This is a genomic window from Delftia sp. SD018 (assembly GCF_017355445.1).
Lineage (GTDB): Bacteria > Pseudomonadota > Gammaproteobacteria > Burkholderiales > Burkholderiaceae_C > Comamonas > Comamonas acidovorans.
In genome coordinates this window covers 94,010-119,141 of record NZ_JADDRN010000001.1, presented here as the reverse complement: position 1 = coordinate 119,141, position 25,132 = coordinate 94,010, and the positions used below count along the sequence as shown (strand labels likewise).

At 68.5% G+C, this 25,132-nt stretch carries 22 protein-coding genes and 1 pseudogene; 10 read left to right on the top strand and 13 right to left on the bottom strand.

The window, feature by feature from the left end; translation table 11 throughout:
* Positions 1-7: 7 nt before the first annotated feature.
* The gene (locus INR38_RS00560; RefSeq protein WP_063328421.1) at positions 8-1,063 is read right to left on the bottom strand and encodes an isocitrate/isopropylmalate family dehydrogenase; all 1,056 of its coding nucleotides are present in this window, start codon (positions 1,061-1,063) and stop codon (positions 8-10) included.
* A 76-nt stretch (positions 1,064-1,139) separates the two neighbouring features.
* On the bottom strand, positions 1,140-2,111 hold the full coding sequence (locus INR38_RS00555) for a tripartite tricarboxylate transporter substrate binding protein (RefSeq protein WP_207442425.1): 972 nt from the start codon (positions 2,109-2,111) through the stop codon (positions 1,140-1,142).
* Positions 2,112-2,236: 125 nt separating this feature from the next.
* Between INR38_RS00555 and INR38_RS00550 the strand changes: the two genes are divergently transcribed.
* Positions 2,237-3,121: a LysR family transcriptional regulator gene (locus tag INR38_RS00550; protein ID WP_207442426.1), complete on the top strand. Its 885-nt coding sequence runs from the start codon at positions 2,237-2,239 to the stop codon at positions 3,119-3,121.
* Positions 3,122-3,124: 3 nt separating this feature from the next.
* On the opposite strand, the gene INR38_RS00545 is transcribed toward INR38_RS00550, so the two are convergent.
* The 5 genes from INR38_RS00545 to INR38_RS00525 all read right to left on the bottom strand — a co-directional run bounded on the left by INR38_RS00545 (position 3,125) and on the right by INR38_RS00525 (position 9,395).
* Positions 3,125-4,216, bottom strand: coding sequence for a porin (locus INR38_RS00545; RefSeq protein ID WP_063328424.1), 1,092 nt, complete (start codon positions 4,214-4,216; stop codon positions 3,125-3,127).
* 202 nt (positions 4,217-4,418) lie between these two features.
* Positions 4,419-6,035 (bottom strand): ABC transporter substrate-binding protein, encoded by a 1,617-nt coding sequence (locus INR38_RS00540; RefSeq protein ID WP_192368331.1) that lies wholly within the window; start codon positions 6,033-6,035, stop codon positions 4,419-4,421.
* A gap of 46 nt (positions 6,036-6,081) precedes the next feature.
* Positions 6,082-7,545 (bottom strand): amidase, encoded by a 1,464-nt coding sequence (locus INR38_RS00535; RefSeq protein WP_199962237.1) that lies wholly within the window; start codon positions 7,543-7,545, stop codon positions 6,082-6,084.
* Positions 7,546-7,558: 13 nt separating this feature from the next.
* On the bottom strand, positions 7,559-8,377 hold the full coding sequence (locus INR38_RS00530; protein ID WP_063328427.1) for an ABC transporter permease: 819 nt from the start codon (positions 8,375-8,377) through the stop codon (positions 7,559-7,561).
* Positions 8,378-8,381: 4 nt separating this feature from the next.
* Positions 8,382-9,395: an ABC transporter permease gene (locus INR38_RS00525; protein WP_207442427.1), complete on the bottom strand. Its 1,014-nt coding sequence runs from the start codon at positions 9,393-9,395 to the stop codon at positions 8,382-8,384.
* Between the two features lie 431 nt (positions 9,396-9,826).
* Here INR38_RS00525 and INR38_RS00520 point away from each other — a divergent pair, with 431 nt between their 5' ends.
* From INR38_RS00520 to INR38_RS00500, 5 genes are all read left to right on the top strand, one after another.
* Entirely contained in the window at positions 9,827-10,816 is a 990-nt protein-coding gene (locus INR38_RS00520; protein ID WP_063328428.1) for a LysR family transcriptional regulator, read from the top strand.
* A gap of 139 nt (positions 10,817-10,955) precedes the next feature.
* The gene (locus tag INR38_RS00515; RefSeq protein WP_097201306.1) at positions 10,956-11,375 is read left to right on the top strand and encodes a RidA family protein; all 420 of its coding nucleotides are present in this window, start codon (positions 10,956-10,958) and stop codon (positions 11,373-11,375) included.
* A 14-nt stretch (positions 11,376-11,389) separates the two neighbouring features.
* The gene (locus tag INR38_RS00510) at positions 11,390-12,415 is read left to right on the top strand and encodes a tripartite tricarboxylate transporter substrate binding protein (RefSeq protein WP_192368327.1); all 1,026 of its coding nucleotides are present in this window, start codon (positions 11,390-11,392) and stop codon (positions 12,413-12,415) included.
* A 33-nt stretch (positions 12,416-12,448) separates the two neighbouring features.
* A complete protein-coding gene (locus tag INR38_RS00505; RefSeq protein WP_207442428.1) occupies positions 12,449-14,170 on the top strand; it encodes an alpha/beta hydrolase in 1,722 nt (573 codons plus the stop codon).
* 16 nt (positions 14,171-14,186) lie between these two features.
* Entirely contained in the window at positions 14,187-15,950 is a 1,764-nt protein-coding gene (locus INR38_RS00500) for an ABC transporter ATP-binding protein (protein ID WP_207442429.1), read from the top strand.
* A gap of 27 nt (positions 15,951-15,977) precedes the next feature.
* On the opposite strand, the pseudogene INR38_RS28945 reads toward INR38_RS00500, so the two are convergent.
* Positions 15,978-16,076, bottom strand: a pseudogene (locus INR38_RS28945) (tripartite tricarboxylate transporter substrate binding protein); the annotation flags it as partial.
* A 196-nt stretch (positions 16,077-16,272) separates the two neighbouring features.
* Here INR38_RS28945 and INR38_RS00495 point away from each other — a divergent pair.
* Positions 16,273-17,277, top strand: a complete 1,005-nt coding sequence (locus tag INR38_RS00495) for a fimbrial protein (RefSeq protein ID WP_242698922.1) — start codon at positions 16,273-16,275, stop codon at positions 17,275-17,277.
* A 101-nt stretch (positions 17,278-17,378) separates the two neighbouring features.
* Here INR38_RS00495 and INR38_RS00490 read toward each other — a convergent pair whose 3' ends face one another.
* The 5 genes from INR38_RS00490 to INR38_RS00470 all read right to left on the bottom strand — a co-directional run bounded on the left by INR38_RS00490 (position 17,379) and on the right by INR38_RS00470 (position 22,470).
* The gene (locus INR38_RS00490; protein ID WP_207442430.1) at positions 17,379-18,335 is read right to left on the bottom strand and encodes a tripartite tricarboxylate transporter substrate binding protein; all 957 of its coding nucleotides are present in this window, start codon (positions 18,333-18,335) and stop codon (positions 17,379-17,381) included.
* Positions 18,336-18,379: 44 nt separating this feature from the next.
* Positions 18,380-19,375 carry a tripartite tricarboxylate transporter substrate binding protein gene (locus tag INR38_RS00485; protein ID WP_207442431.1) on the bottom strand — a complete coding sequence of 332 codons (996 nt, stop codon included), beginning with the start codon at positions 19,373-19,375 and terminating at the stop codon, positions 18,380-18,382.
* 65 nt (positions 19,376-19,440) lie between these two features.
* Complete coding sequence (locus INR38_RS00480) at positions 19,441-20,505, bottom strand: hydroxyacid dehydrogenase (RefSeq protein ID WP_207442432.1); 1,065 nt, start codon at positions 20,503-20,505, stop codon at positions 19,441-19,443.
* A complete protein-coding gene (locus INR38_RS00475) occupies positions 20,505-21,182 on the bottom strand; it encodes an RraA family protein (RefSeq protein ID WP_207442433.1) in 678 nt (225 codons plus the stop codon). The genes INR38_RS00480 and INR38_RS00475 overlap by 1 nt, the downstream gene beginning before the upstream one ends.
* 52 nt (positions 21,183-21,234) lie before the next feature.
* Positions 21,235-22,470, bottom strand: a complete 1,236-nt coding sequence (locus tag INR38_RS00470) for an alpha-hydroxy acid oxidase (RefSeq protein WP_207442434.1) — start codon at positions 22,468-22,470, stop codon at positions 21,235-21,237.
* A gap of 83 nt (positions 22,471-22,553) precedes the next feature.
* Here INR38_RS00470 and INR38_RS00465 point away from each other — a divergent pair, with 83 nt between their 5' ends.
* The 3 genes from INR38_RS00465 (at position 22,554) to INR38_RS00455 (ending at position 25,127) form a co-directional block, all read left to right on the top strand.
* Positions 22,554-23,474 carry a LysR family transcriptional regulator gene (locus INR38_RS00465; protein WP_207442435.1) on the top strand — a complete coding sequence of 307 codons (921 nt, stop codon included), beginning with the start codon at positions 22,554-22,556 and terminating at the stop codon, positions 23,472-23,474.
* Positions 23,475-23,766: 292 nt separating this feature from the next.
* Positions 23,767-24,609: a GNAT family N-acetyltransferase gene (locus INR38_RS00460; protein ID WP_099752663.1), complete on the top strand. Its 843-nt coding sequence runs from the start codon at positions 23,767-23,769 to the stop codon at positions 24,607-24,609.
* Positions 24,606-25,127, top strand: coding sequence for a tail fiber protein (locus tag INR38_RS00455; RefSeq protein WP_013800556.1), 522 nt, complete (start codon positions 24,606-24,608; stop codon positions 25,125-25,127). The genes INR38_RS00460 and INR38_RS00455 overlap by 4 nt, the downstream gene beginning before the upstream one ends.
* Positions 25,128-25,132: the final 5 nt, after the last annotated feature.

Sequence of the window (25,132 nt, the reverse complement as noted above, 5' to 3'; positions counted from 1 at the left end):
CCCGGGCTCAGCCCAGGCGTCTTGCAAAGGCGTCGCCCGTGGCGGCCGTGCCCAGGCGGCCGCCCACGTCGCGCGTGCACTCGCCCGCCTGGATGGCGGCCACAACGGCCTCCTCGATGGCGTGCGCCGCCGCCTCGAAGGCCTGCAGTCCCCGGCGCTGGCCATGCCAGCCCAGCAGCTGGCCGGCCGACAGGATCAGCGAGAACGGGTTGGCAATGTCCTGCCCCGCAATGTCAGGCGCCGAGCCATGTGCGGCTTGGCCCATGGCGTGGTCCCGGCCCGCATTCACCGAGCCGCCCAGGCCCAGGCTGCCCGACAGCTCGGCCGTCAGGTCCGACAGGATGTCGCCGAACATGTTGGTCGTGACGATCACGTCGAAGCGCTGCGGCGCCCGGACCACGTGGGCCATCATGGCGTCCACGATGAAGTCATCGACCTGCACCTCGGGGAAGTCGCGCGCCACTTCGTGGCAGACGTCGATGAACATGCCGTCGCCCAGCTTGAGCACATTGGCCTTGTGCACGATGCTCACGTGGCGGCGGCGCGCCATGGCCAGCTCGAAGGCGCTGCGCGCGATGCGCTCGCAGCACAGGCGCGTGATGCGGCGCAGCGAGACCACGACATCGGGCGTGATCAGCATCTCGCTGCCGCCCGACTCCACGTTGCGGTCCGCGTAAAAGCCCTCGGTGTTCTCGCGCACCACCACCAGATCGAACGCGCCCACCTTCTGCTCCATGCCCGGATAGGTGCGCGCGGGGCGGATGTTGGCGTACAGGTCCAGCTCCTTGCGGAAGAACTTGGAGGGGTTGATCTCGCCCCTGGCCTCGTCCTTGAAGTCGTAGGTGGCCATGGGGCCGAGCATCAGGCCGTCGGCGGCCCGCACCTTGTCGAGCAGGGCGGGCGTAACCGTAGCGCCGTGGCGGCGCAGGCTTTCGTGGCCGGCCACATCGTGCTCCAGCACCAGGCCCAGGCCGAAGCGCCGGGATGCGGCCTGCAGCACCTGCACGGTGGCCGCCATGGTTTCCGGGCCGATGCCGTCGCCGGGCAGAACAATGATTTTCATGAAGCGTTTTCCAGACTGTGTTGAGAGGTGTTGGGGGAGGGGTGTGATGAAGGGACACCGGCCGGCGCCCCTGCCGTCATTTGTGCTGCAGCCCTGATTTGGCGGCAATGCCGCGCCACAGCGCCAGTTCCTTGCGCAGCTCCTCGCCGAAGGCGGCCGGCGTCAGGCGCACGGCGCTGGCGCCTTCGTGCTCCAGTCGGCCGGGCATGGGTTCGGCGGCGGCGGCTTCGTTGACGGCGCGGTTGAGCGCATCGACGATGGCTTTGGGCGTCTTGCCCGGCGCCAGCACGCCCCACCAGGTGCCGACCTCGAAGCCGGGCAGGCCTGCCTCGGCCACCGTGGGCGTGTCGGGAAACAGCGGCGAGCGCCGCGCGCTGGTGACGGCCAGCAGCGGCAGCTTGCCCTCGCGCACCTGGGCCAGGATGGTGGGCACGGTGGCAAAGAACAGGTCCACGCGGCCGGCCAGCAGCTCCACCGTGGCCGGGCCGCTGCCCTTGAAGGGCACATGCGTGAGCTCCAGTCCTGCGCGCTGGCGGAACATCTCGCCGGCCAGGTGGTTGATGCTGCCGTTGCCAGCCGAGCAATAGTTCAGCCCCTGCGGCTGCGCCCTGGCCGCCGCCACCAGCTGGGCCACGCTGGTGGCGCCCACCTGGCGCGAGGCCACCAGCAGCAGCGGCCCCCGGCCGATCATGGCCACGGGCGCGAAGTCCTTGAGCGGGTCGTAGGACAGCTTGGCCTCCACGGCGGCATTGGTGATGAAGGTGGAGGTGGCGAACAGCAGCGTGTAGCCATCGGCCGGCGCCTTGGCCACGGCAGCTGCGCCAATGGCGCCGCCGGCACCGCCCCGGTTGTCCACCACCACGGGCTGGCCCAGGCGCTCGCCCAGGTTCTTGGCGATGTCGCGCGCAATGCTGTCGGTGCCGCCACCGGGCGCAAAGGGAACGACCAGGGTGATGGCGCGCGCCGGGTAGGACGGCTGGGCCAGGGTGGCCAGCGGCAGGGTCAACAAGGCCGCCAGCGTGGCGCGCAGCAGAAGAAAGGGGGGCATCGGTGTCTCCGGTTCTTGGTCTTCGGGAGCGGCGCACCGGACCCGGTCACCGCATGCCTTGAATGTTTACCGCACGCACTCATGCTGTAAATTGCAAAAATCCTTTTGATTGAACCGATCTGCGCATGAATTTCGACCTGGCCGACCTGCGTGCCTTTGTCTCCGTTGCCGACCTGGGCAGCTTTCGCGCGGCGGCCGAGGCGCTGCATCTTTCCCAGCCCGCGCTGTCGCGCCGCGTGGACAAGCTGGAGCAGGCGCTGGCCTTTCGCCTGTTCGAGCGCACCACGCGCAAGGTGGAACTCAATGCCATGGGGCGCAGCTTCCTGCCGCGCGCACGCCATGTGCTGGCCGAACTGGAGAGCGCGCTGCTGGGCATGGGCGAGCTGTCCGAGCGCATCCACGGCCTGGTCTCCATCGCCTGCATTCCATCGGCCGTGGAGCATTTCCTGGCCGGCACCGTGCGTGCCTTCCACCAGCAGTTCCCGCGTATCCGCGTGCGGCTGCTGGACCAGAGCGCGCCCGACATCCTGCTGGCCGTGGCCCGGGGCGAGGCCGACTTCGGCATCAGCTACCTGGGCACGCAGGAGCCGGACCTGGATTTCGAGCCCCTGCTGTCGGAGCCCTTCGTGCTGGCCTGCCGCAGCGACCACCCGCTGGCGCGCCGGCGCAGGCTGCAATGGGCTGAACTGGACGGGCATGACTGCGTGATGCTGGCGCCGGGCAGCGGCAACCGCATGCTGATCGACCAGGCGCTGGGCACCACCGCGGCGCGCGTGCGCTGGAGCTGCGAGGTGCGCCATGTGCCAGCCCTGTTGAGCCTGGTGCAGGCCGGTGTGGGCGTGGGCGTGGTGCCGCGCCTGGCCATGCGCCCGGGCCTGGTGGGCATTCCCCTGGTGGAGCCGGCCGTGGCCCGCAGCGTGGGCGTGGTGCGCCCGCGCGGCCGGCCGCTGGCGCCCGCCGCGCAGGCGTTCAGGGACCTGCTGGGCGCAGGGGCAGCCGGGAACGCCTGATGCTCAGAACAGATGGGACACGCCGATGGCCGTGAACGAGGGATCGGCGCCTGCGCCGGCGAGGGCCAGGCCGTTGAGGGTGATGGCGGAAGCCCCTTCGTTGTTCACGCGCGCATAGCGGGCATAGAGCGTGGTGCGTTTGGACAGCGCGTAGTTGTAGCCAAGTTGCAGACCGGTGGCCCGGCTGTCCGTACCGCTGACGCGCCGCTGCGCCAGTTGTGCGATCAGCGCGTGCGGCCCCTGCACGTTCCAGCGTGCCGACAGCATGCCGTTGCTGCTGGCCGGCACCCCCGGCAACTGCGACAGATTGCGGTTGAAGGTGGCATACAGCGTGACATCGCCCAGCCGGTAGGTGGCGCCCAGAAAGTGCGATTCACTGAAACGGGGCTGGGCCACAGGCGCCGCCGCCGTACCGTTGTAGTTGCGCTGGTAGCCGTAGCCCAGATAGACCGGGCCCTGCGCATACTGCAGGTTGAAGCCCAGGCCGCGCCCGGAGCTGTTACCGGCCTCGCCCGCCGTGACCATGGCCTCGCTCCAGACACCGCCCACGCGCGGGCTGGTGTAGCGCAAGGAGTTGTCCTGAAAGCCCGGCGTGAAAGCCGTCGATGTCGCGCCCGTCTGCTGCAGGAACATGTTCCAGCCCAGCGAGGTGCGGTTGCGCGCCAGCGGATCGGAGGTCAGCCCGACAACGAAGGTCGGCGACCACATGCGCCCCATGTCGATGGCGCCCCAGGGCCCGGACAGGCCCACATGCACCCAGCGCCCGAAGAACTTGGAGGCATTGTTCTGTGTGCCTTCATCGGCATTGATGGCCGATTCCAGGCGGAAGCTGGCCCTGAGCCCGCCGCCCAGGTCCTCGCTGCCGCGAAAGCCGAAGCGCGACACCGTCTGCAGCCCCGAGCTGAGCCGACCCACATGCGACTGCCCATTGCTGGCGCGCTCCATGCCCAGGTCCACCGCACCGTAGAGGGTGACCTGCGAGCGTCCGCCGCCTGCGGCCTCCTGGGTGTCTGCATCCGCCTGGGCAAACGCCGGCACTGCCGAGGCCAGCGTGCCTGCGGTGGCCACGCCGATGAAAAATGTCTTGCCGTACATGGACCGGGAATCCTTTGACTGAAAGTGCTCTGGAAAGCGTTGAAAGATCGGGCCGGGGCAGGGGTTGCGGTGGGCCGTGGCGGGTTGCAGCGGATCGCGGCACCCGCCGCCTGCGCAACGTCCTGCCCCTTGAAATCCAGTCTAGGCAGCGCCTGTGGTTTCGACTATTCGAAGCTGGGGATCACGCGATGCGTGTTTGGGATCACGGCGCCTTGGGCTCCACCCAGGCACGGGAGAAGCTGCCGGCAGATTCCTCCACGCCCTCCAGCAGCCCGTGCACACGGCGGCTCCACACGTTGCCGCGCGGCACGCTGACCAGGGGCAGCAGCGGCAGCTCGTCCATGGCGATCTTCTGCAGGCGATGCCACAGCGCGGTGCGACGCGTCTCGTCGGTCTCCAGCGCGGCCTGCGCCAGCAAGTCGTCGGCCTGCGCATTGCGAAAGCCCGAGGCATTGACAAAGGGAATGCCCTTGCCCGCATCGGCCGAGGCATACAGGCGCTGCACGCCCGCAGTGGGGTCGAACAGGGCGCCCAGACCGTTGACCTCGAAGTCGAAATCGCGCTGCTTGTACACGCGCTGCACAAAGCCACCCAGGTCCTGGCTGCGCACGGTGACATGGATGCCCACCCGCGACAGCGCCGCCTTCACGTAATCGGCCACCAGCTTGAGCGTGGCGGTGGGAAAGTAGTCCAGCGTGACCGAGAAGCGCCGCCCGCCCTGGCCCCGGGCAAAGCCTGCCTGGTCCAGCAGCGCGTTGGCGCGGTCCACATCGTGGGCATAGGGCCGCAGCGTGGCGTCATGCCAGGGCGCCAGCGCGGGTGGCACGGGCGTGGCCAGCGGCTGGGCCAGGCCCTGGTAAGCGGCCTTGTTGAGAAAGTCCAGGTTGAGCGCGTGGGCCACGGCACGGCGCACCTGGGCATGGGAGAAATGCGGATTGCCGAGATTGAACTCCACGGCCGCGATGTTGTTCAGGTAGGCACTGGGCAGAGCCTGTGCATGCAGGCGCGGATGTTTTGACAGCCGGGCGATATCGTTGAGCGATACGGAGGTGCTGAAGTCTGCGGCCCCCGTCTCCAGCGCAGCGGCAATGGCCGCAGGATCTGCCGAAAAGCGGTAGATGAGGCGGTCCAGATAGGGCAGTCCCACGTCCCAGTAATCGGGGTTGCGCTCCAGCTCGGCATGCGAGCCGCGCACCCATTGCCTGAAACGGAACGGCCCCGTGCCCACGGGCGCGGCCGCGTTGCGCGCTGCCGCCTCCGGGCCCTGGGCATGGAGATGGCGCGGCACGATGGGCGACTCGGCCGATGACAGCGAGCGCAGCAGATAGGGCGCAGGCGCCTTCAGGTGCAGCACGGCCGTGTGCGCATCCGGCGTCTCCACCCGCTCCAGCTGGGCCAGCGTGCCACGCCCGCGCGGATTCACACGCTGCAGCTCCTGCAGGGAAAAGGCCACGTCGGCCGAGGTAAAGGGCTGGCCGTCATGCCAGCGCACATTCCGGCGCAGCGTGAAGCGGTAGCGCCGGCCGTCGGCCGAGACCGACCATGCCGTGGCCAGCAGCGGCTGCGGCGCAAAGCGGTCGTCAAAGCGCAGCAGCCCTTCGGTGATCTTGGCCGAGATGTCACGCGTGCCCACGGTGATGTTCGCCAGCGATAGCAGGGCCGGCGGCTCGGCGCCGATGACGGTGAGCGTGCCGCCCCGCACCGGTGGGGGTAAGGGCAGGGAGGAAGAGTCCTGGGCGCGGGCGCACCAGGGAAACAGCAGGCCAGGGCCGGCCAGGGCCAGAAAGCCCCGGCGCGGCATGCCGTGGACAACAGACATAGACACTCCAGTCAGACAGGTAAGGAAACAGGGATGCGCACGGGGTTCACCCAGGGGCCACACAGGGCGGGCGCTGCTGCGCCCAGGGAGCCAGGCATTCCAGCGCGGCGGCCAGCTGCAGCAGCCGCAGCTCGCCATGCCAGGGGCCGACCAGTTGCAGGCCCACGGGCAGGCCGGCGCGCGTCCAGCCCACCGGCACGGTCAGGGCAGGATGGCCGCTGAGGTTGAAGGGATGACAGTGGTGTATCCAGGCCGTGCGCAGCGGGCCCCAGGCCTGTCCGTCGATGATCAGATCGGCCGATGGTTCGGCCTCGGCCAGCACGGCCGGGGCCGACAGCGTGGGCGTGGCCACCACATCGGCCTGCTCGAACAGCGCCTGCACCTGCCGGAACATGGCCGTGCGCCCGTGCAGTCCCTGCAGCAAGGGCTCCCGGCCCAGCCGTGCACCGGCCTGCAGGCGTTGGCGGAATGTGGGAGGCAGTGCGGCAGCGTGCTCGCGCAGCAGGTCGCCGAAGCGGTGCTGGTTCACGGCCGCAGCCACAGCCCCGAGGATGGCGCTGGAAGCGCCGAGGTCCACGTGCCCCTCTTCCACACCCGCCCCTGCACCGGCCAGCCTGGTCAGTGCCTGCTCGCACAGCGCGCGCACTTCCGCGTCCAGCCCTTCGGCGCCTTCACCGGCAGCCATGAACGGCAACCAGCGCAGGCGCAAGCCAGGAATGGCGCGCAGGCTGCGGCCAGCCTCGGCCGCTTCACGCAGGCCCGTGGCAGGCGGCGCGGCCTGAGACCAGGGATCACCGGCATGGGGGCCTGCAATGGTCTGCAGCACGGTGGCCAGGTCATGCACGGTACGCGCCATCGGCCCGGTCTGCCCCAGGGAGCCGAAGCCGTCGGGCGGATCGTCACTGGGGATCAGGCCATGCGTGGCCTTCAGGCCCAGCACGCCGCAGCAGGCGGCCGGCACGCGCACCGAGCCGCCCGCGTCCGTGCCCAGTGCCAGCGTGCTGGCGCCCACGGCCACGCTGGCCGCACTGCCGCCGCTGGAGCCACCCGGTGTGCGGCGGGCGTCCCAGGGGTTGAGCGCGGTGCCATAGTGGGCGTTCTGGTTGGTCGGCCGGTGGCCGAACTCGGGCATGTTGTTCATGCCGACGAAGACAGCGCCAGCAGCGCGCAGCCGCGCCACCGCCGGATCGTCGTGTGCGCACAGCTGTCCGCCGAACAGTGCCGATCCATGGGTGCGCGGTGCCGCCCGCACGGCCAGGCAGTCCTTGACGGAAAAGGGCACGCCGCACAGCGGATGGTTGTCGCGCCGCTCGCGCCAGGCACGCTCGGCGCGGTGCGCGGCCTGCAGTGCGGCATCGCGCCCGGTCCAGGTGAACAGGCGCAACGGCGTGTCCAGCGCCTGCATCGCCTCGATGCGTTCGAAGGTGGCAACCGCCACCTCCACGGGGGAGAGTTCACGCGCGGCGAACCGCCGGGCCAGGTCCTGGGCGGACAGCAGGGTGATATCCATTGGGGGGCCGCCGTCAGCGCCCGCGCAGGCGCGGGTTGAGGTGGTCGTTGAGCGCATCGCCCACCAGGTTCAGGGCCAGCACCACCACCGAGATGGCAGCGCCGGGCAATGTGCTCAGGTACCAGTCGGTGCGCAGCGCATCGCGGCCCGCGCCTATCATGCCGCCCCAACTGAGCACCTCGGGGTCGCCTATGCCCAGGAAGGACAGCGCGGATTCGAGCAGGATGGCGCTGGCCACCATCGCCGAGGCGGTGACGATGACGGGCGCCAGCGCATTGGGCAGGATTTCGCGGCAGATGATGTGCAGATCGCCAAAGCCCTGGCTGCGCGCGGCCAGCACAAAGTCGGCCTCCCGCAACTGGCGAAACTGGGCCCGTACCAGGCGGGCGCAGCCCGGCCACGACGCCAGGCCGATGGCGAAGGCCACCGTGCGCGATGACGGGCCTGCAATGGCGACGATGACCACGGCCATGAGCAAGGTCGGCGTGGTCTGGAAGAGTTCGGTCAGGCGCGTGAGCGCCTTGTCCGCCCAGCCGCCGTAGTAGCCGCCCACGGCACCGGCCACCGTGCCTATGGACAGTCCCACCAGGGCCGCGCAGGCCCCCACCTGCAGCGAGGCCCGGGCACCATGGGCGAGCTGGGCTGCCAGATCACGTCCCAGCGCATCCGTTCCCAGCGCAAAGGCGGGGTCCTGCAGGGGCCACAGCAATGCAGGACCGGCCATATCCAGCGGATCACCCGGGTAGAGCCAGCCCGCCAGCGCGGCGGTGACGACAAACAGCGCAAGAATGGCCAGGCCCAGCAGGGCAGACAGGGAAATGCGCGATGGCATGGCCCTACCCTCCCGCCGCCGTGGCGGCCCTGGATGCCACGGACATGCGCGGGTCAATGGCCGCATGCAGCAGATCGACCAGCACATTGGCCACGATGACCACCAGCGAGGCCAGCAGCAGGACGCCCAGCAGCAATCGGAAGTCGCGCGCCATCACGGCCTCCAGCGCCAGGCTGCCCATGCCGGGCCAGCCGAACACGGTTTCGATCACCACCGAGCCGCCCAGCAGGTTGCCGATGTGCAGGCCAGCCACCGTGGTGACGGGAATGAGGGCATTGCGCAGCACATGGCGCAACTGCACGGTCACCGGCCCCACGCCCTTGGCGCGCGCCGTGCGCACGAAGTCCTGCCCGGCCATCTCCAGCATGGCGGCGCGCGTCAGCCGCGCATAGATGGCCACGAAGAAGGTGGACAGTGCCAGCGCGGGCAGCGCCAGATGCCAGGCTCGGTCCGTCCAGGCAGACCAGCCCTGCAGGTCTGCCCCGGCAGAAAAGCTGCCGCCGCTGGGAAACCAGCCCAGGTGCACGGCAAAGCCCACCACCGCCATCAGGCCGACCCAGAAGCCCGGCATGGAATACAGCACCAGCACCCCGGCCGACAGCAGCCGGTCGGGCCAGCGCCCCGCACAACTGGCCATGACCACGCCGGCAGCCATGCCCGCAGCCAGTGCAATGGCCCAGGCCGAGAGCATCAGCTGCAAGGTGCCCGGCAGACGCGAGGCGATCAGCCCGGCCACGGGGGTCTGATAGCGCAGCGACTCGCCCAGGTCCAACCGCGCCAGCCCCAGCAGATAGTGGGCCAGCTGCGTGAACAGGCCCTGGTCCAGCCCGAAGCGTGCCCGCCACTGCGCCATCAGCTCGGCCGTGGCGCTGCCCGACTCGGCGGCCAGTACATCCGCCGCGTCGCCGGGAACCAGCTGCAGCAGCAGGAAGTTGAGGATGACGATGCCCAGCATCGTCGGCAGGGCCTGGGCCGCCAGGCGGCACAGGCGGGACAGCAGGGGGAAGGAGACAGGCATGGGCGAGGGATCGCAGGGCGAGGGAAGACGGTCAGCGGCCACGGGCATTGAGGCTACAAGCCGGTACAACGGGTGCAGGCAGTGCGGACGAAAGCGCTGAACGGCCGTAAGAAAGGACGGAAGAGGCAGCGCGGCAATTCACCACGCCAGGAGCATGCGCAAAGTCTAGGAGCGCATGCCCCTTTTGCCGTGATCGAACGCGGGGATCACCCCATGCAGCTTTGCGATCACCCGCTTGCAGCATGGCATGGGGCAGGCACTGCACATATGCGAGGTCCGAGCAAACTCATGCGCATCGCTTCGTTCACGCGAAGGGGCTGTGCGGCCAACATGGCCCCTCCCGCAGCAGGTGGGGAACATGTCTCCGGTGCAAGCCGGAGTCGCCAGCCAGCCTGCCAGCAGCCCCGCTTGCATGGATTCCAAGGCGCACCATGACCCTTCCCGCCCCGCCCACGATCGCCACTCTTCCGTTTCGCCTCAAGTTCCGCCAGCTCGTGCTGCTCGATGCCCTGGGCGCATCGCAGTCGCTGCGCAAGGCGGCCGCACAGACACACCTGACCCAGCCGGCGGCCTCTCGCGCCATGGCCGAACTGGAGTCGGCCTTTGGCGTGCAGCTGTTCGAGCGCTCGCATTCGGGCATGGCTCCCACGGTGTACGGCAATGCCCTCATCCAGCATGCACGCCGCGTGCTGTTCGACGTGCAGCAGGCCCATGCCGAAATCCAGGCCCTGCGCTCGGGTTCGCAGGGCGTGGTGCGCCTGGGCTCGCTGCTGCCGCCTGCCACTGGCCTGCTTCCCAAGGCCGTCGGAGAAATCAAGAAGCGCCTGCCCCATCTGCGCATTTCGCTGGAGCAATTGCCCCAGAAGCCGCTGGTGGACCGCGTGCGCGAGGGCAGCCTGGACATCGCGCTGTGCCGCCACATCACCGACCGGGACGATGCCGCTGGACTGGAGCAGTCCGTGCTTTTCGACGAGGACTATGTGCTGGTCGCAGGACGCAGCCACCGGTTCGCGCGCTCGCGCAGCGTGAAGCTGGCCGAGCTCATTGACGACCCCTGGATCCTGCCCCACGGCAGCGGCCCATTCCACGCCCATGTGCAGGCCCTGTTCCTGGGCCGCGTGGGCTGCATGCCCGCCAACGTGGTGGAGTCGTCCACGCCGCTGGCCGCCAACCTGCAACTGGTGGAGCAGTACGGCTTTCTCAACTTCATGCAAAAGACGGTGGCCCAGCGCTACGCGCAGCGCAGGCAGCTGTCCATACTGCCGATCACGCTGAGCAATCCGCTGGGCCCCCACGTCATCGCCGTGCGCGCCAACATGGGCGCATCGCCGGCCGTGCGCACCGTGCTGGAAGCGCTGCGCGATGCCGCCGCCGCAGAGCTGCCCGAGAACCAGCAGGCATTGCAGGCCCTGCGCGCCTGACCTGCGGGCCACCCGCGCACCACAAGCCGGGTGAACCGATTTGCGCAACACCCGAGGCCGTCTTTCGAATGGGCGGCGCGGCCTTGTGCTCCTATTCTGAAAGTCCGCCGCGCCATGGGGCGCGGACCCTCAGGACGAGATGAGCACACCACCCGCCTCCGCGTTTCGCACCACCAATCCCCCCGCCCTGGGCGAGCCTCTGGGCAGCTACTCGCAGATCCTCGAAGCGCCCGCAGGCAGCGCACTGGTCTTTCTTTCAGGCCAGACGCCCCGGCGCGAGGACGGCAGCATCCCCGCCGACTTCGCGCAGCAGGCCGAGCTGGTCTGGCAGCGCATCGCAACGGCGCTGCAGGCCGTGGACCTGACACCCGCCCACATCTGCCGCGTGGTCACCTACCTGACCGACGCCAGTGACGCGCCCACCCACGCCCGCATCCGCAGCCACTACCTGGGCAGTGCACGGCCGTCATCCACGGGCGTGGTGGTGCCGGCGCTGTTCCACCCCGACTACCGCATCGAGGTCGAGGTCACGGCCGCCCGCCCTCCTGGCAGCCCATGAAAACAGGACATCCCATGCATACATCTGCGCCATCGCCCTTTCCTTCCTGGACCTTTTCTTCCTCGGTCATTACCCGGCGCCGCGCCCTGGCCGGCGCCCTGGCCGCCCTGGCCGCTGCAAACGCCACGGCCCGGGACAGCGCTCCCGCCTATCCGTCCGGCGTCATCCGCATCGTGGTTCCCACATCGGCTGGCGGCTCGGTGGACTCCACGGGTCGCCTGCTGGCAGAGGCACTTGCCAAGCCGCTGGCGGCCAAGATTGTGGTGGAGAACAAGGCCGGCGCGGGCGGCCTGATCGGCATCGACAGCGTCATCAAGAGCCCGGCCGACGGCCACACGCTGGCCCTGGGCATTGCAGCCACGCTGTCGGTGCAGCCCGCCGTGCGCAGCCAGCTGCCCTATAGCGCCACGCGCGACCTGGCGCCCATCGCGGTCTTCGCGCAGGGCGGCCTGGTCATTGCCGTGCCGGCCTCCAGCCCCGTCCATACGGTGCAGGACCTGAAGGCGCTGGCCAAAACACGGGGCGAGCTGAGCTTCGGCACCGGCGGACAGGCCACCTTCGGCCATCTCACGGGCGAGGTGATAGCCCATGCACTGGGCATAGGCATGCGCCACATCCCCTATCGGGGCGCCGCACCTGCGGTCACCGACCTGGCCGGCGGCCTGCTGGACCTGGCCATTCCCGATGCCTTCTCAGCCGCACCTCAGGTGCAGGCCGGCAAGCTGCGCGTGATCGCCATCGCAGGCCCCGACCGCCATCCCACGTTTGCGCAGGTGCCCACGCTGGCCGAATCGGGCATTCCCTTCGACCGGGGAACCTGGCTGGGCCTGTTCGCCCCGGCCGCCACGCCTGCGCCCGTGCTGGAGCAACTGACCGCAGCGCTGCGCCAGCTTTCGGCGTCCCGCGAATTCCAGGACAGCGTTGCCCGGCTGGGCTTCACGCCCGTCTTCATCGCACCCGACGCCGTGCGCCAGATGCTGGCGCGCGAGATCGCCGCCTGGCAGGCCGTGGCACGCCAGGCGCACATACAGCTCGATTGATTTCCCATGCATTCCCACTTCAGAAAAAACACCATGACTTCAAGCATCCTGGACCACCACGGAGACGGCTTCATCCACGCCAACGGCCTGCGCCTGCACTACGAGCAATGGGGCGATGGCCCCCATGTGGTGATCGCACTGCACGGCACGTCCCTGCACGGGCGGGTCTGGGCGTGGCTGGCCGCCTCGCTGGGCCCCGAGTACCGGCTGATCGGTCTGGACCAGCGCTCGCATGGTGACTCGCAGCGCGCCGGCAGCGGCCAGTACCAGGTGGAGCACTACGGCGCCGATCTGGAAGCCTTCATCGACCGCCTTGGCCTGGAGCGCGTCAGCCTGGTCGGCTCGTCGCTGGGCTCACGCGTGGCGCTGTGGTATGCGGCCCGCCATCCCCGCAAAGTGGCGGCGCTGGCCCTGCTGGACCTGAGCTTCGAGATGCCCACCGAGGCCTCGGAGCACATGGTCTCGGCCCATTTGTCACGCCCGCGCCGGTTTGCGGATATGGATGCCGCCCTGGCCTTCTCGCGCACCCTGCCCCAGCGTCGCCGCTTCAGTGACGAAGTGCATCTGCGCACGCTGCAGGGCGATCTGCGCAGGCTGGACGATGGCCAGCTCGAATGGCGCTATGACCGCGATGCCGCCATCGAGACCCTGCGCTGCGCGGCGCGCGACATGTGGGACAGCGTGCGCGCCATCGAAGCGCCCACCACCATCCTGCGCGGTGCCGACAGCGACGTGCTCATCGCGCCCACCGTCCAGCGGCTGCAGCGCGAACTGCGGGGTCTGCACATGCTGGACGTGCCCGATGCAGGCCACTCGATCTGGGGCGACAACCCGCAGTTCACGGCCCGCGCCATCGAAGAGGCTCTGCGACGCGCGCGACCCGCTCCCGCCGCCGAGTCCGAGGATGCCTGCGCGCCCGCGCCGCTGTCCTGGACACAGGGGCGCCCGCTGTCCATTGCCACCGGCAGCCTGCGCTTTCATGCGCTCGAATGGGGCCAGCCCAACGCACCGGCCCTGGTCTGCCTGCACGGCACGTCCATGCAGGCATCGGCCTGGAGCGCGCTGGGCTCGGCCCTTTCGGCCCACTGGCGCGTGATCGCCATCGATATGCGCGGCCACGGCCAGTCCGACAAGCCGGCCAGCGGCTATGCGCTCACCGACTATGCCGACGATCTGCGTGCCATCTTCGATGCGCTGGGCCTGGCGCAGGCCAGCCTCATCGGCAGCTCGCTGGGCACCCAGGTGGCCATGGCCTTTGCGGCTCGCCATCCGCAGCGCGTGCAGCGCCTCGTCCTGTCCGATCCCAGCTGCCTCATCGCACAACAGGCCATAGACCAGTACGTGGCCCTGCACCGCTCGCGCCCGCGCAGCTTCACCGGCTGGGACGAGGCCCTGGCCTTCTCGCACAGCCTGCCCCAGCGCAGGCGGTTCTCGCCCGAGGTGCACCGCTTCACGCTGCAAGGCGACCTGGGCGTCGGCGACGACGGCCGGCTGCACTGGCGCTACGCACTGGACCCCATCCTGCAGACCTTCGAGGCGCTCACGGTGGACCAATCGGCCGACATTGCCGCCACGCGCGCGCCCGTACTTATCCTGCGCGGCAGCGAGTCGCATGTGCTGTCCCGCCCCGATGCGCTGCGCCTGCTGGACGCCTTTCCCCAGGCCGAACTGGTGGAGATTGGCGAGTGCGGCCACACCATCTGGGGCGACCAGCCGCAGGTGATGGCGCAGCATGTGCGGGCTTTCCTGGCCTGAAGGCACAGCCCGCGCCATGGTCACAGCCCTCCCTCGGACAGCAGCCCCGCCGCTGCTGGACATACGCCAGTTGCGCATTGCTTTCCCGGGCCGCGCCGGTCCTGTCGAGGCCGTGCGAGGCCTTGACCTCGAACTGCGACGCGGCCAGACCCTGGCCCTGGTCGGCGAGTCAGGCTGCGGAAAATCCACCACGGCCCTGGCCGTGCTGCGCCTGCTGGCACCGGGAGCCCAGGTGAGCGGCCGCATCCTGCTGCAGGGCCGCGACATCCTGGCCCTGCCGCCGGCCGAACTGCGGGCAATACGCGGTCGTGACATCGCCATGGTCTTCCAGGAGCCCATGACGTCCCTGAACCCGGTGCATACCATCGGCGAGCAGATCACCGAGACGCTGCGCCTGCACGCAGGACCCGATGAACGGCTGAATGCCGCAGCCGCACGCCGCCGCGCCATCGAACTGCTGGAGCGCGTGCGCCTCCCGGAGCCCCAGCGCCGTATCGACGACCATCCCCATCACCTGTCGGGCGGCCAGCGCCAGCGGGTGATGATTGCCATGGCCATCGCCTGCCGCCCCCGCCTGCTGGTGGCCGACGAACCCACGACGGCGCTGGACGTGACCGTGCAGGCGCAGATCCTGGAACTGCTGGACAGCCTGCGCCGCGAAATGGACATGGGCATGCTGCTCATCACCCATGACCTGGGCCTGGTCAGCCAATGGGCAGACCGTGTCGCCGTGATGCATGGTGGACGCAAGCTCGAAGAGGCAGACACACCCACCCTGTTCAGGACGCCCACCCACAGCTATACGCGCGGCCTGCTGGGTGCCTCGCTGCACGGCGAGGCAACGGGGGCTACACAGGTGCGCCACCACGGCCAGGGCCCGCTGCCCGAGATCCGCATCCACTCGGAGCCGGGAACGAAGGAGGCGCGCTTCACGCTGTTCACTCCCCAGGTCGCGTCACCGCCTGCCCATGCACTGCAACCGGCCCTGCAGGCCACCGTGCCCTTGCTGCAGGTACAGGCGCTGCGGGTGGAGCACATCCGGCGCGACGCCAGCGTGCTGCGCGCCGTAGACGGTGTGGACTTTCATATCGGCGCGGGCGAGACACTGGGGCTGGTGGGCGAATCCGGCTGCGGCAAGTCCACCCTGTCGCGTGCGCTGCTGCGGCTGCAGACACCCGCGTCCGGGCGCATTGCACTGGACGGGACCGACCTTGTCCCGCTCCATGGCCGCGCGCTCAGGCCGTGGCGGCGCCGCATGCAGATGGTGTTCCAAGACCCTTATGGATCGCTGAATCCGCGCCACCGCGTGCAGGACATCCTGGACGCAGTGCTGGCCGTGCATGGCGAGGCCTCGCGCGCGCGGCGGCAGCAGCGCATCGCTGCCATGCTCGACCGCGTAGGCTTGCCGCGCGGCACGGCCGAGCGCTATCCGCACGAATTCTCGGGCGGACAGCGCCAGCGCATAGGCATTGCGCGCGCCCTGGTGGTGCGGCCCTCCCTGGTGGTGCTGGACGAGCCCGTTTCCGCGCTCGACGTGTCGGTGCAGGCACAGATACTGAACCTGCTGGTGGAACTGAAAAGGGACTTCGGCCTCTCCTACCTCTTCATCTCTCACGACCTGTCCGTGGTGCGCTACATCGCCGACCGTGTCATGGTGATGCACCAGGGCCGCATCGTGGAAAGCGGCGACCACGGGCAGATCTGGCATGCCCCCCGCCATGCCTACACCCGCAGCCTGATCGACGCCATTCCCGGAGCCCGCAAAGGCCGACCCGGGTGAGGCAAGACCAGGACAGATGCAAAGGCCGCCTACTCCGCCCTGGCCGTAGTTGAGCTGGCCCGGCCTGGCGCGCGCCGCCTCCAGCAGATCGTTGACCGAGCGCAGCGGCGAGGCCAACAGCAGCAGCGACCACCCGCTGGCGCGCCGGCGCCGGCCGGATGGCCTGCGAGGCTATGTTCGGAAAAGCGGACGGAACACGGCATTGGAGTCATGAAAAAGCATTGCCAAAATAAGAATGATCCTATGGATTTTCATAAATCATAGGAATAGACTTTCGAGCACGCCCATCAAACTCTTCTGCATCGTTTCCGGTTTCATTCATATGAAAAAAATCAGATATTTTCTCATTCCGGCAACGCTTTGCTTTTCTGTAAGCTCCATTTATGGAGGCATGTTTACACCGGCAGTATCCATCGTCCAATTACCGGAAATCATCAACGTTCCCGCAGGAAATATCATGAATGGATCAGTGCTATGGGAATCGCCCATGGTCAAATCCACTCTCGACACAATTTCCTACAGTGTGCTTTCGGGGCCATCTTCAGAAATATGGCCCCAAATCATGAACCCCACTACGCTGGACGGCGATATCTACTCCACATCTTTGCGCGGAATAGGAGTCCGTTGGCGTGCCACATGGAAAGCCAGGAATTTCCCCAATGGCAAAACCATGTCCATCACCACTCAATCCAACAATTCAGGGGCCACGGGATGGCAAAAGGATGATGTACATGAGCAAGCCATATGGATGCAACTCATCAAGACAGGCGCCGTTCAATCGGGCACTTTCAGCGTCAGCAGCTATGCAACCGCCCGGTTTGACTGCAATAGCCTTTGCAATATCTGGTCCGTGATGGCGGCCGGCAGCACCGTGGTGCGCACAGGCGCCAGTTGCCGGGTGAAGACGAGCAACATCGCCGTGAACCTGCAGCGAATCAACAGATCACTGTTCAACGGGATAGGCTCTACCTCCGCGCCCCAGCCATTCGATCTGGAACTGATCTGCACCGGGGGCGATGCCAATTCCACCCTGCGCCCGTTCGTCACGCTCACGGATGCCAACGATGCCGCCAACCGCTCCGATGTGCTGACGGTGACCGGAGGGGCTGCCGGCATCGGCATCCAGATCCGCAGCAGCGACAAGGTCATCAGCTACGGCGAGGACTCCGCCAACTTCGGCAATCCCAACCAGTGGCAGGCGGGCATCATCACCCCAAACACCAGCAACCACGTGATTCCATTGACGGCGCGCTATGTCCAGACCCAGCCCTCCGTCACCACAGGCCTGGCCAACGGACGGGCCACCTTCACGCTCAACTACCAGTGACCTACCAGTGACCTACCAGTGACCTGCCAGTGACACGCTGGCTGCCTTGCGGCTGTGCAGGCGCCCCCGTGCCGATCCTGCGCTGCCGCCCCCGGCTGCGCTCACTCGGCTCTGGCCCCCGACACCTGCACCTGCTCGGCCGCCACGGGCATCTGCTCGCGCACGAAGCGCCAGAACGCGTCCACGCCCATGGGCTTGACGGGCAGCGAGCCCTGTTCGATGAACTGCTTTTGCACCTCGGGATTGCGCAGCGCCGTGGCCAGTGCGCCGTTCAGGCGCTCCAGCGCCGCACGCGGCGTGCCGGCCGGGGCAACCAGCCCGTACCAGGAGTCGGTGTAGAAGCCCTTGACGCCTGCTTCCTCGAACGTTGGCACATCGGGCAGGGCCGGCAGGCGCTGGCGTGAGGCCACGGCCAGGGCGCGCAGCTTGCCCGAGCGGATGAAGGGGATGGCGCCCGTGGTGAGCACGAAGTCCACGCGGCCCGCCATCAGGTCGGTCATGGCCGGGGCCGTGCCCTTGTAGGGGATGTGGGTGACATCCACGCCCGTGAGCTGCTTGAAGCTGGCGCCGGCCAGGTGCTGGCTGGAGCCCACGCCGCCCGAGCCGTAGTTGAGCTGGCCCGGCCTGGCGCGCGCCGCCTCCAGCAGATCGTTGACCGAGCGCAGCGGCGAGGCCACGGGCACCAGCAGCACGCTGGGCGAGGTGGTGATCATGCCGATGGGCGCGAAGTCCTTGAGCGGGTCGTGGTTGAGCTTGGCATAGAGCGCGGAGTTCAGGCCGTGCGAGGCCACGGTGGCCAGCATGATGGTGTTGCCATCGGGCCTTGCGCGGGCCGCCGCGTCGCTGCCCAGGTTGCCGCCCGCGCCGGCCCGGTTGTCGATGGTGATGGGCTGGCCCAGGGCCTCGCTCATGCGCGTGGCCGCCAGCCGCGCCACGTTGTCGGAGGGGCCGCCCGCAGGCCAGCCCACGATGAGGGTGATGGGGCCTTGCGCCAGGGCCGGCAGGGCCAGCGTGCACAGGGTGAGCGCAGCCAGGCTGCGGCGCGACAGAGGGGTCATGGCAGTCGTCCTTGTCCATTCAAAGGTTTGCATGGCCAGGGCCTTCAGGGCTTTCCGTCCTGCCAGGGCATCTCGGTCCAGAGCTTGCGAAAGCCGGCCTCGGTGCGCTCCAGCTCGGCCGCGTAGGCGGGCGGCGCCAGATAGCGCAGCGGCGCGTACATGGCCTCGGCCTGCTGCCTGAACTGCGGGTCGGCCGCGATGGCGGCCACGGCATCGACCAGCTTTTTGCGCACGCCTTCGGGCAAGCCCTTGGGCGCGGCCAGGCCGCGCAGGGAGGCCAGCTCGATATCGATGCCCTGCTCCTTGAACGTAGGCACCTGCGGCGCCAGCGAGCTGCGCGCGGCCGACATCTGGCCCAGCAGGCGGATGGGAGTGCCGCCCTTCTGGTAGGCCAGCACCTCGCCCACGTTGATGGCGCCGATGGTGATCTGCTGGCCCGTGGCGGCGGCGCGCACCTCGCCCGCGCCCTTGTAGGGCACATGGGTGAGCTGCGTGCCCGTGGCCTTGGCGAACAGCAGCATGGCCAGGTGGTCGTCCGAGCCCGTGCCCGTGGTGCCCACGGTCACGGCGCCGGGGTTGGCCCGGGCGTAGGCGGCCAGGCCGGCCAGCGTGGCGATGGCGTTGCTGTTGTGGATGGCAAAGCCGCCCGGGTCGTCCACCAGGTTGCCCAGCAGGTCGTACTGGCTCCAGTGGAAGCTGCTCTTGCGCTCGATGGGAATGGTCAGCACGTTGGGCGTGTTGATGAAGCCGATGGTGTAGCCGTCCGGCTTGGCGCGCGCCAGTTCGCCAAAGCCGATGCCGCCGCCCGCGCCGGGGCGGTTGAGCACGACCACGCTGCCGCCCAGCTTCTTTTCCAGATGGCGGGCCAGCAGCCGCGCCACCAGGTCGGTGCCGCCGCCGGGCCCGTAGGCCACGATCATCTCGATGTTGCGCGAGGGATAGGGGGCCTCGCCCTGAGTCTGGGCCTTGGCCAGGGCCGGCAGCGCCATGCAGGCGGCGGCCAGGCCTGCGCACAATGCGCGCCTTGCTTGCTGTGTCATCTTTGTCTCCTGGGTCGCCTCTTGCAGTGGTCTGAGAGGCTTTGTAGTCATGGTGAAGGAAGCGGCTAACGGGACGGGGAAAAGGACAGGGAACGGGACGGGTCCAAGGCCCTGGCGATGCGCTCGCGCGCATGCGGCCAGACCTCGGGATTGACCAGGCGCGCGGGCCGCTGGCCATTGGCCAGCAGTTGCACGATCTGGGTGGCAGCCAGCTCGGCGTTGTTGCGCCGGGCCTCGTGCGTGACACCGGCGGTGTGGAAGGTGGCCACCACCTGGGGCAGGGCCAGCAGCGGATGAGAGGCGGGCGGCGGCTCCTGGTCCCAGACATCCAGCCCCGCGCCGGCCAGGTGGCCGCTGGCCAGGGCGGCGTGCAGGGCGGCCTCGTCATGGATACCGCCGCGCGCCGTGCTCACGAAGATGGCGCCCGGCTTCATGGCCGCAAAGGCAGCGGCGTCCATGAGCCCCAGCGTGGAGGCATCGCGCGGGCAGTGCAGGGAGACGATGTCCGCGCGCTGCAGCAGTTCGTCGAAGCCGACGGCCTCGGCCCCGCGCGCCGCCAGGCCTGCCGCGTCATAGGCCGGGTCGCAGCCGATCACCTGCATGCCGAAGGCCCGGCCCAGGGCCGCGACGCGGCTGCCGGCCTCGCCCACGCCCACCAGGCCCAGGGTGCGGCCGCGCAGCTCGTGGCCCATCACGTCCTCGCGGCTGAAGCCCCGGGCCGGGGCGCGCAGCAGGCGGTCGGATTCGTTGATGCGGCGCAGCACGGACAGCATCAGCCCGATGGCCATCTCGGCCACCGAATCCGCATTGCCGCCCGACTGGTTCATCACGGCCACGCCGGCGCGCGTGCAGGCCTCGATGTCGATGGTGTCGCAGCCCGAGCCGCTGGAGGACACGGCCAGCAGATCGGGGCAGCGCGCCAGCAGATCCGCCGTGGCGAACCAGTGGCGCGGCAGTTCGTCCTTGGCGGCCGTGATCTGGTAGACCTGTGCACCGGCCAGGGCCTGCCAGGCGGCGGCATCGTCGCCCTCGCGCCGGCAGGTGAGCAGTTGCACGCCAGGCGCGGCCGAGACGATGCGGTCAAAGGCTGCATTCAGCCAGTAGTCGAAGCGGACAACGCGGCGGTCCATCACAGCACCCCCTTGGCGGCCAGCGTGCGCGCCACCCAGGAGCGGTCGGCGCGGCCTGCGGCAATGGCGGCGAGCACGTCGGCCTCGTCGCGCTGTATGGCTTCCACGCGGTCGGCAATGGCTGCGGCCTCGGCGGCGGGCACGGCCAGCAGGCCGTCGCCGTCGCCCAGCACCAGGTCGCCCGGGTGGACGACCATGCCGTCGATGCTGACGGGCACATGCAGCTCGCCGGGGCCGTCCTTGTAGGGGCCGCGGTGCGATACGCCGCGCGCATACACGGGCAGGCCGTGCTGGCCGATGGTGTCGCTGTCGCGGATCAGCCCGTCGATGACGATGCCGGCCGCGCCGCGCGCCATCATCAGCGCCAGCATGATCTCGCCAATGATGGCGTTGGGCCCGGCGCCGCCCGCGTCCACCACGATCACGTCGCCGGGGCCGCAGATGTCGATGGCCTGGTGCACCATGAGGTTGTCGCCGGGCCGCGTGCGCACGGTCAGCGCACGGCCCACCAGCGGCCCCTGGCGGCAGTGAAAAGGCCGCAGCGCCGAGGTGCCCGTGGTGCGGCTCATGGCGTCGCTGACATTGGCGACCGGAAAGCCGCGGTAGCGCTGCAGCAGCGCATCGCCAAGGGCGGCCTCGGGCCGGGCGTGGATATGGAATCCGGGAATCTTGCTCACTGCTGTGTCTCCGTCTGTGTCTGTGTCTGTGTCGATACCGTTGTCTTGCCGCTCAGAACGCATCCCAGGCCTGCGCATGGCGCACGCAGGCCGGCGTGATCTGGTCCAGCCGTGTCACGCCCAGCATGGCCATGTCGCGCAGCACCTCCTCGCGCAGCAGGGCCATGGCATGGGCCACGCCCGCCGGCCCGGCCACCGAGGCCGCGTAGTTGAAGGGCCGGCCCACGAAGACGCAGCGCGCGCCCAGGGCCAGGGCCTTGAGCACGTCGGTGCCCCGGCGCACGCCGCTGTCCAGCATCACCGGCAGGCCGGGCACGGCGCGCACGATGCCGGGCAGCACGCGCAGCGGTGCCACGGAGCCGTCGAGCTGGCGCCCGCCGTGGTTGGAGACGATGAGGCCGTCGGCGCCGTGATCCCGCGCCAGCACGGCGTCTGCGGCCGAAAGAATGCCCTTGACCACCAGTTGCCCCTGCCAGCGCTGGCGGATGGCGGCCAGATGCGGCCAGGCCAGGTGGGAGCGGTCCGAGAAATCGCGCATCACGCTGGCCGACAGGATGGGCGCGCCCCGGTGCGCATAGTTGTTCTCGAAATGCGGCATGCCGTGGCGCCACAGGGTCTTGAGAAAGCTGCCGAACAGCCAGCGCGGGTGGCTGATGCCCTGCCAGGCCAGGCCCGGCCCGGGCCGCAGCGGCGTGGAGAAACCGGCGCGCACATTGTTCTCGCGGTTGGCGGCCACGGGCGTGTCCACCGTGATCACCAGGGTCTGCACGCCGGCGGCGGCCACGCGGTCCAGCAGCGCATCGATCTGGCCCTGATCACCCGGCAGGTAGGCCTGGAACCAGGTGTGGGGCGCGGCCGCCATCACATCCTCCAGCCGGATCAGCGAGGAGCCGCTCATGATGGCCGGCACGCCCGCCTGCTGTGCGGCCTGGGCCAGCACCAGATCGCCCCGGTAGGCCGACAGCGCGGCAATGCCCATGGGCGCCACGCCGAAGGGCGCGCCGTAGCGGCGCCCGAACAGCTCGAAGGAGGGGTCGCGCTGTGCCACGCCCACCAGCGCGCGCGGCACAAAGGCCAGCTCGGCAAAGGCGCGGCGGTTGTCCGCCAGCGAGGCGTTGTCCTCCACCGCCCCGCTGATGTAGGCATGGATGGGGCGCGGCAGATGGCGCCGCGCCAGCCGCTCGAAATCATCGAGAGACAGCACCTGGCGCAGGCGGCGCGGCGGCCAGGCAGGGGCTGGTGCAGCGGCTGCAGGAGCGGTGGTGGAGGGGACGGTGTTGGCAGGCATTGCCGGCCAATGTAGAAGGGCCCACCTGCAAAGAAAAGCGAAATAAATAGGAATCGATATTTCGATTTTGGAAGAATGTCGCCATGACCCTCAAACAGCTCGAAGCCTTCTACTGGGCCGCCACCTGCCTGAACTTCAGCGTGGCCGCCGACCGCGTGCACCTGTCGGTCTCATCGCTGTCCAAGCGCATTGCGGAGCTGGAGGCCTCGCTGGGCGTGCAGCTGTTCGACCGCAGCGGCCGCGCCGCCGAACTCACGCCCCAGGGCGAGCAGCTGCTGCCGCGCATCCGCGAGCTGCTGCACGGCGCCGCCCAGCTGCGCGAGGCGGCGGGCCGCAGCGTGGGCCTGCAGGGCCGCTGCCGCATCGGGTTTGGCGAGCTCAGCGGCCTGACCTGGCTGCCCCGGCTGGTGCAGAAGGTGGCCGAGCTGCATCCCGACCTGCAGCTGGAGCCCCACACCGACATCGGCCAGGTGCTGGAGCAGCGCATCGTCGATGGCGAGCTGGACTGCGTGGTCATTGCCGGGCCATCGTCGCGCAGCAGCCTGGCCTTCGAGCAGGTCGCCCAGGTGCGCTTTGTCTGGGCCGCCAGCGACGACTTCATTGCCCGCGCCGGCACCGGCCTGCCCCGGCGCCTGGTGCGCGAGCAACTGCTGATCGCCCTGCCCACCGGCTCGGGCGCCACGCGCACGCTGGACGAATGGCTGGGCCGCCACGGCCTGACCGTGGAGCGGCGCCTTTCCTGCAACAGCTGGGGAGCCGTGGTGGGCATGGTGGTGGACGGCCTGGGCTTCACCTACATGCCCGAGCAATGGGCCCTGGCCCTGCAGGAACGCGGCCGCCTGCGCGTGCTGGACGGCGGCGCCGAGGCCGCAAAGCACAGCGCGCTGGCCCCGCTGACCTACACCGTGCAATGGCGCCGCGACGATGCCCGGCCGCTGATCACGGAAATGCGCGAGATCATCCGCAGCGTGATCGATTTCCCGGCGCCGCGCTGTTTGAGTTGAATATCACTGATTTCAGGGATATTCAAAATGGCAATCCTGTAGTATTTGAATGAACAATCAATATCAACAATAAACAACCATCAATGCATTGATAGGACATTATCAATTTCAAATATCAATCGATTCAGATTCTTCCCTATGGGAGCACTCATCTTTCGCAGGGATTTCTTGGCATACTGAAAATCCTTTCTCAAAGAAATTTGACAATCCTTTGCAAAACCTGCCTATGATTTAACAACTTTTTTCAATTATTCCCGACTGGAACTCCTGCGGCTCCAGTCGATTTCCATTCATGAGCACTGCGCCTGCCCATACCAGTCTCCGCAGCCCTCACGCCGAATCCTGCGGTGCGCTGGCGCTTCAACCCATTGGTTCCGGCGACGAAGCCGCTCTCCTGGCCATCTTCGCCTCCACACGCGAGCAGGAGCGCGAACAATTCGGCTGGCCCGAGGAGCAATGGAATGCCTTCATTCGCCAGCAGTTCATGGCGCAGCACACCCAGTATTCGACGGCCTACGCCAACCCCAGTTTCGATCTGGTGCTGCGCGATGGCGAGATAGCGGGCCGGCTGTATGTGGACCGCAGCCCGCAGGAAATCCGCGTGGTGGATATCGCCCTGCTTCCCAGGCACCGTCGCCAGGGCGTGGGGCGGCAGTTGCTGCAGGCTTTGACGGATGAGTCAGATGCCCTGGGCATTGACCTGGGCCTGCATGTGGAGAAGAACAACCCCATCCTCGGCCACTACCAGCGCCTGGGCTTTGCCACCGAGGCCGATCGCGGCGTGTACTGGTATATGCGCCGCGCGCCACAGCCTGCGCGCATGCCCGGCCTTGAGGATTTCACCGGCCTGGTCGGCACCGATTTCGCGTTGCAGCTCCCCGGTGCCGCGCCCGTGGCGCTGCGCCTGGAAAAGGCCACGGTCACGCAGGGATTGCTGGCCTCGCGCTGCTCGCTGCGCTTCAAGGGGCCTGACATCGGCCGCCCGACCCACGACACCTACCTGCTTTCCCACGAACGCCTGGGACGCTTTGCTCTGTTCCTGGGGCCCGTCGTGGATGCGGAGCCGGGGCAAACCAGCTACCAGGCACTCATCACACGCATGAACACGTCGATCAAGGAGGAGGAGACGCCATGAGCGAGGCATATATTGGAGAAATCCGTCTTTTTGCGGGCAACTTTGCCCCCCAGAACTGGGCATTGTGCGACGGCAGGCTGGTTGCCATCAGCGAGAACGAAGCACTCTTCGTGCTGCTGGGTACCACCTATGGCGGCGATGGCGTCACCAACTTCGCACTGCCCAACCTGCAGGGCCGACTTCCTATTGGCCAAGGCCAGTTGCCGGGCGGGAGCAACCGCCTTCTGGGCCAGCAGATGGGTGCGGAAGACGTAACGCTGAACATCAGCCAGTTGCCCGGGCACACCCACCCGTTCTCGGCGGCCGGCGCCGCCAGCACCAGCAAGCCGCAACAGCAGGTACCGGCAGCCGTCACGGGGTTCAACCTCTACGCCCCCTCACCCGCCACGACTGCCGCCACCCTGGGACCCAGCTCGGTGCAGATCGTCGGCGGCGGGCAGCCGCACAACAACGTCATGCCCAGCCTGGTGCTGAGCTACATCATCTGCCTCTTGGGCATCTTCCCCAGCTTCACATAGCACGG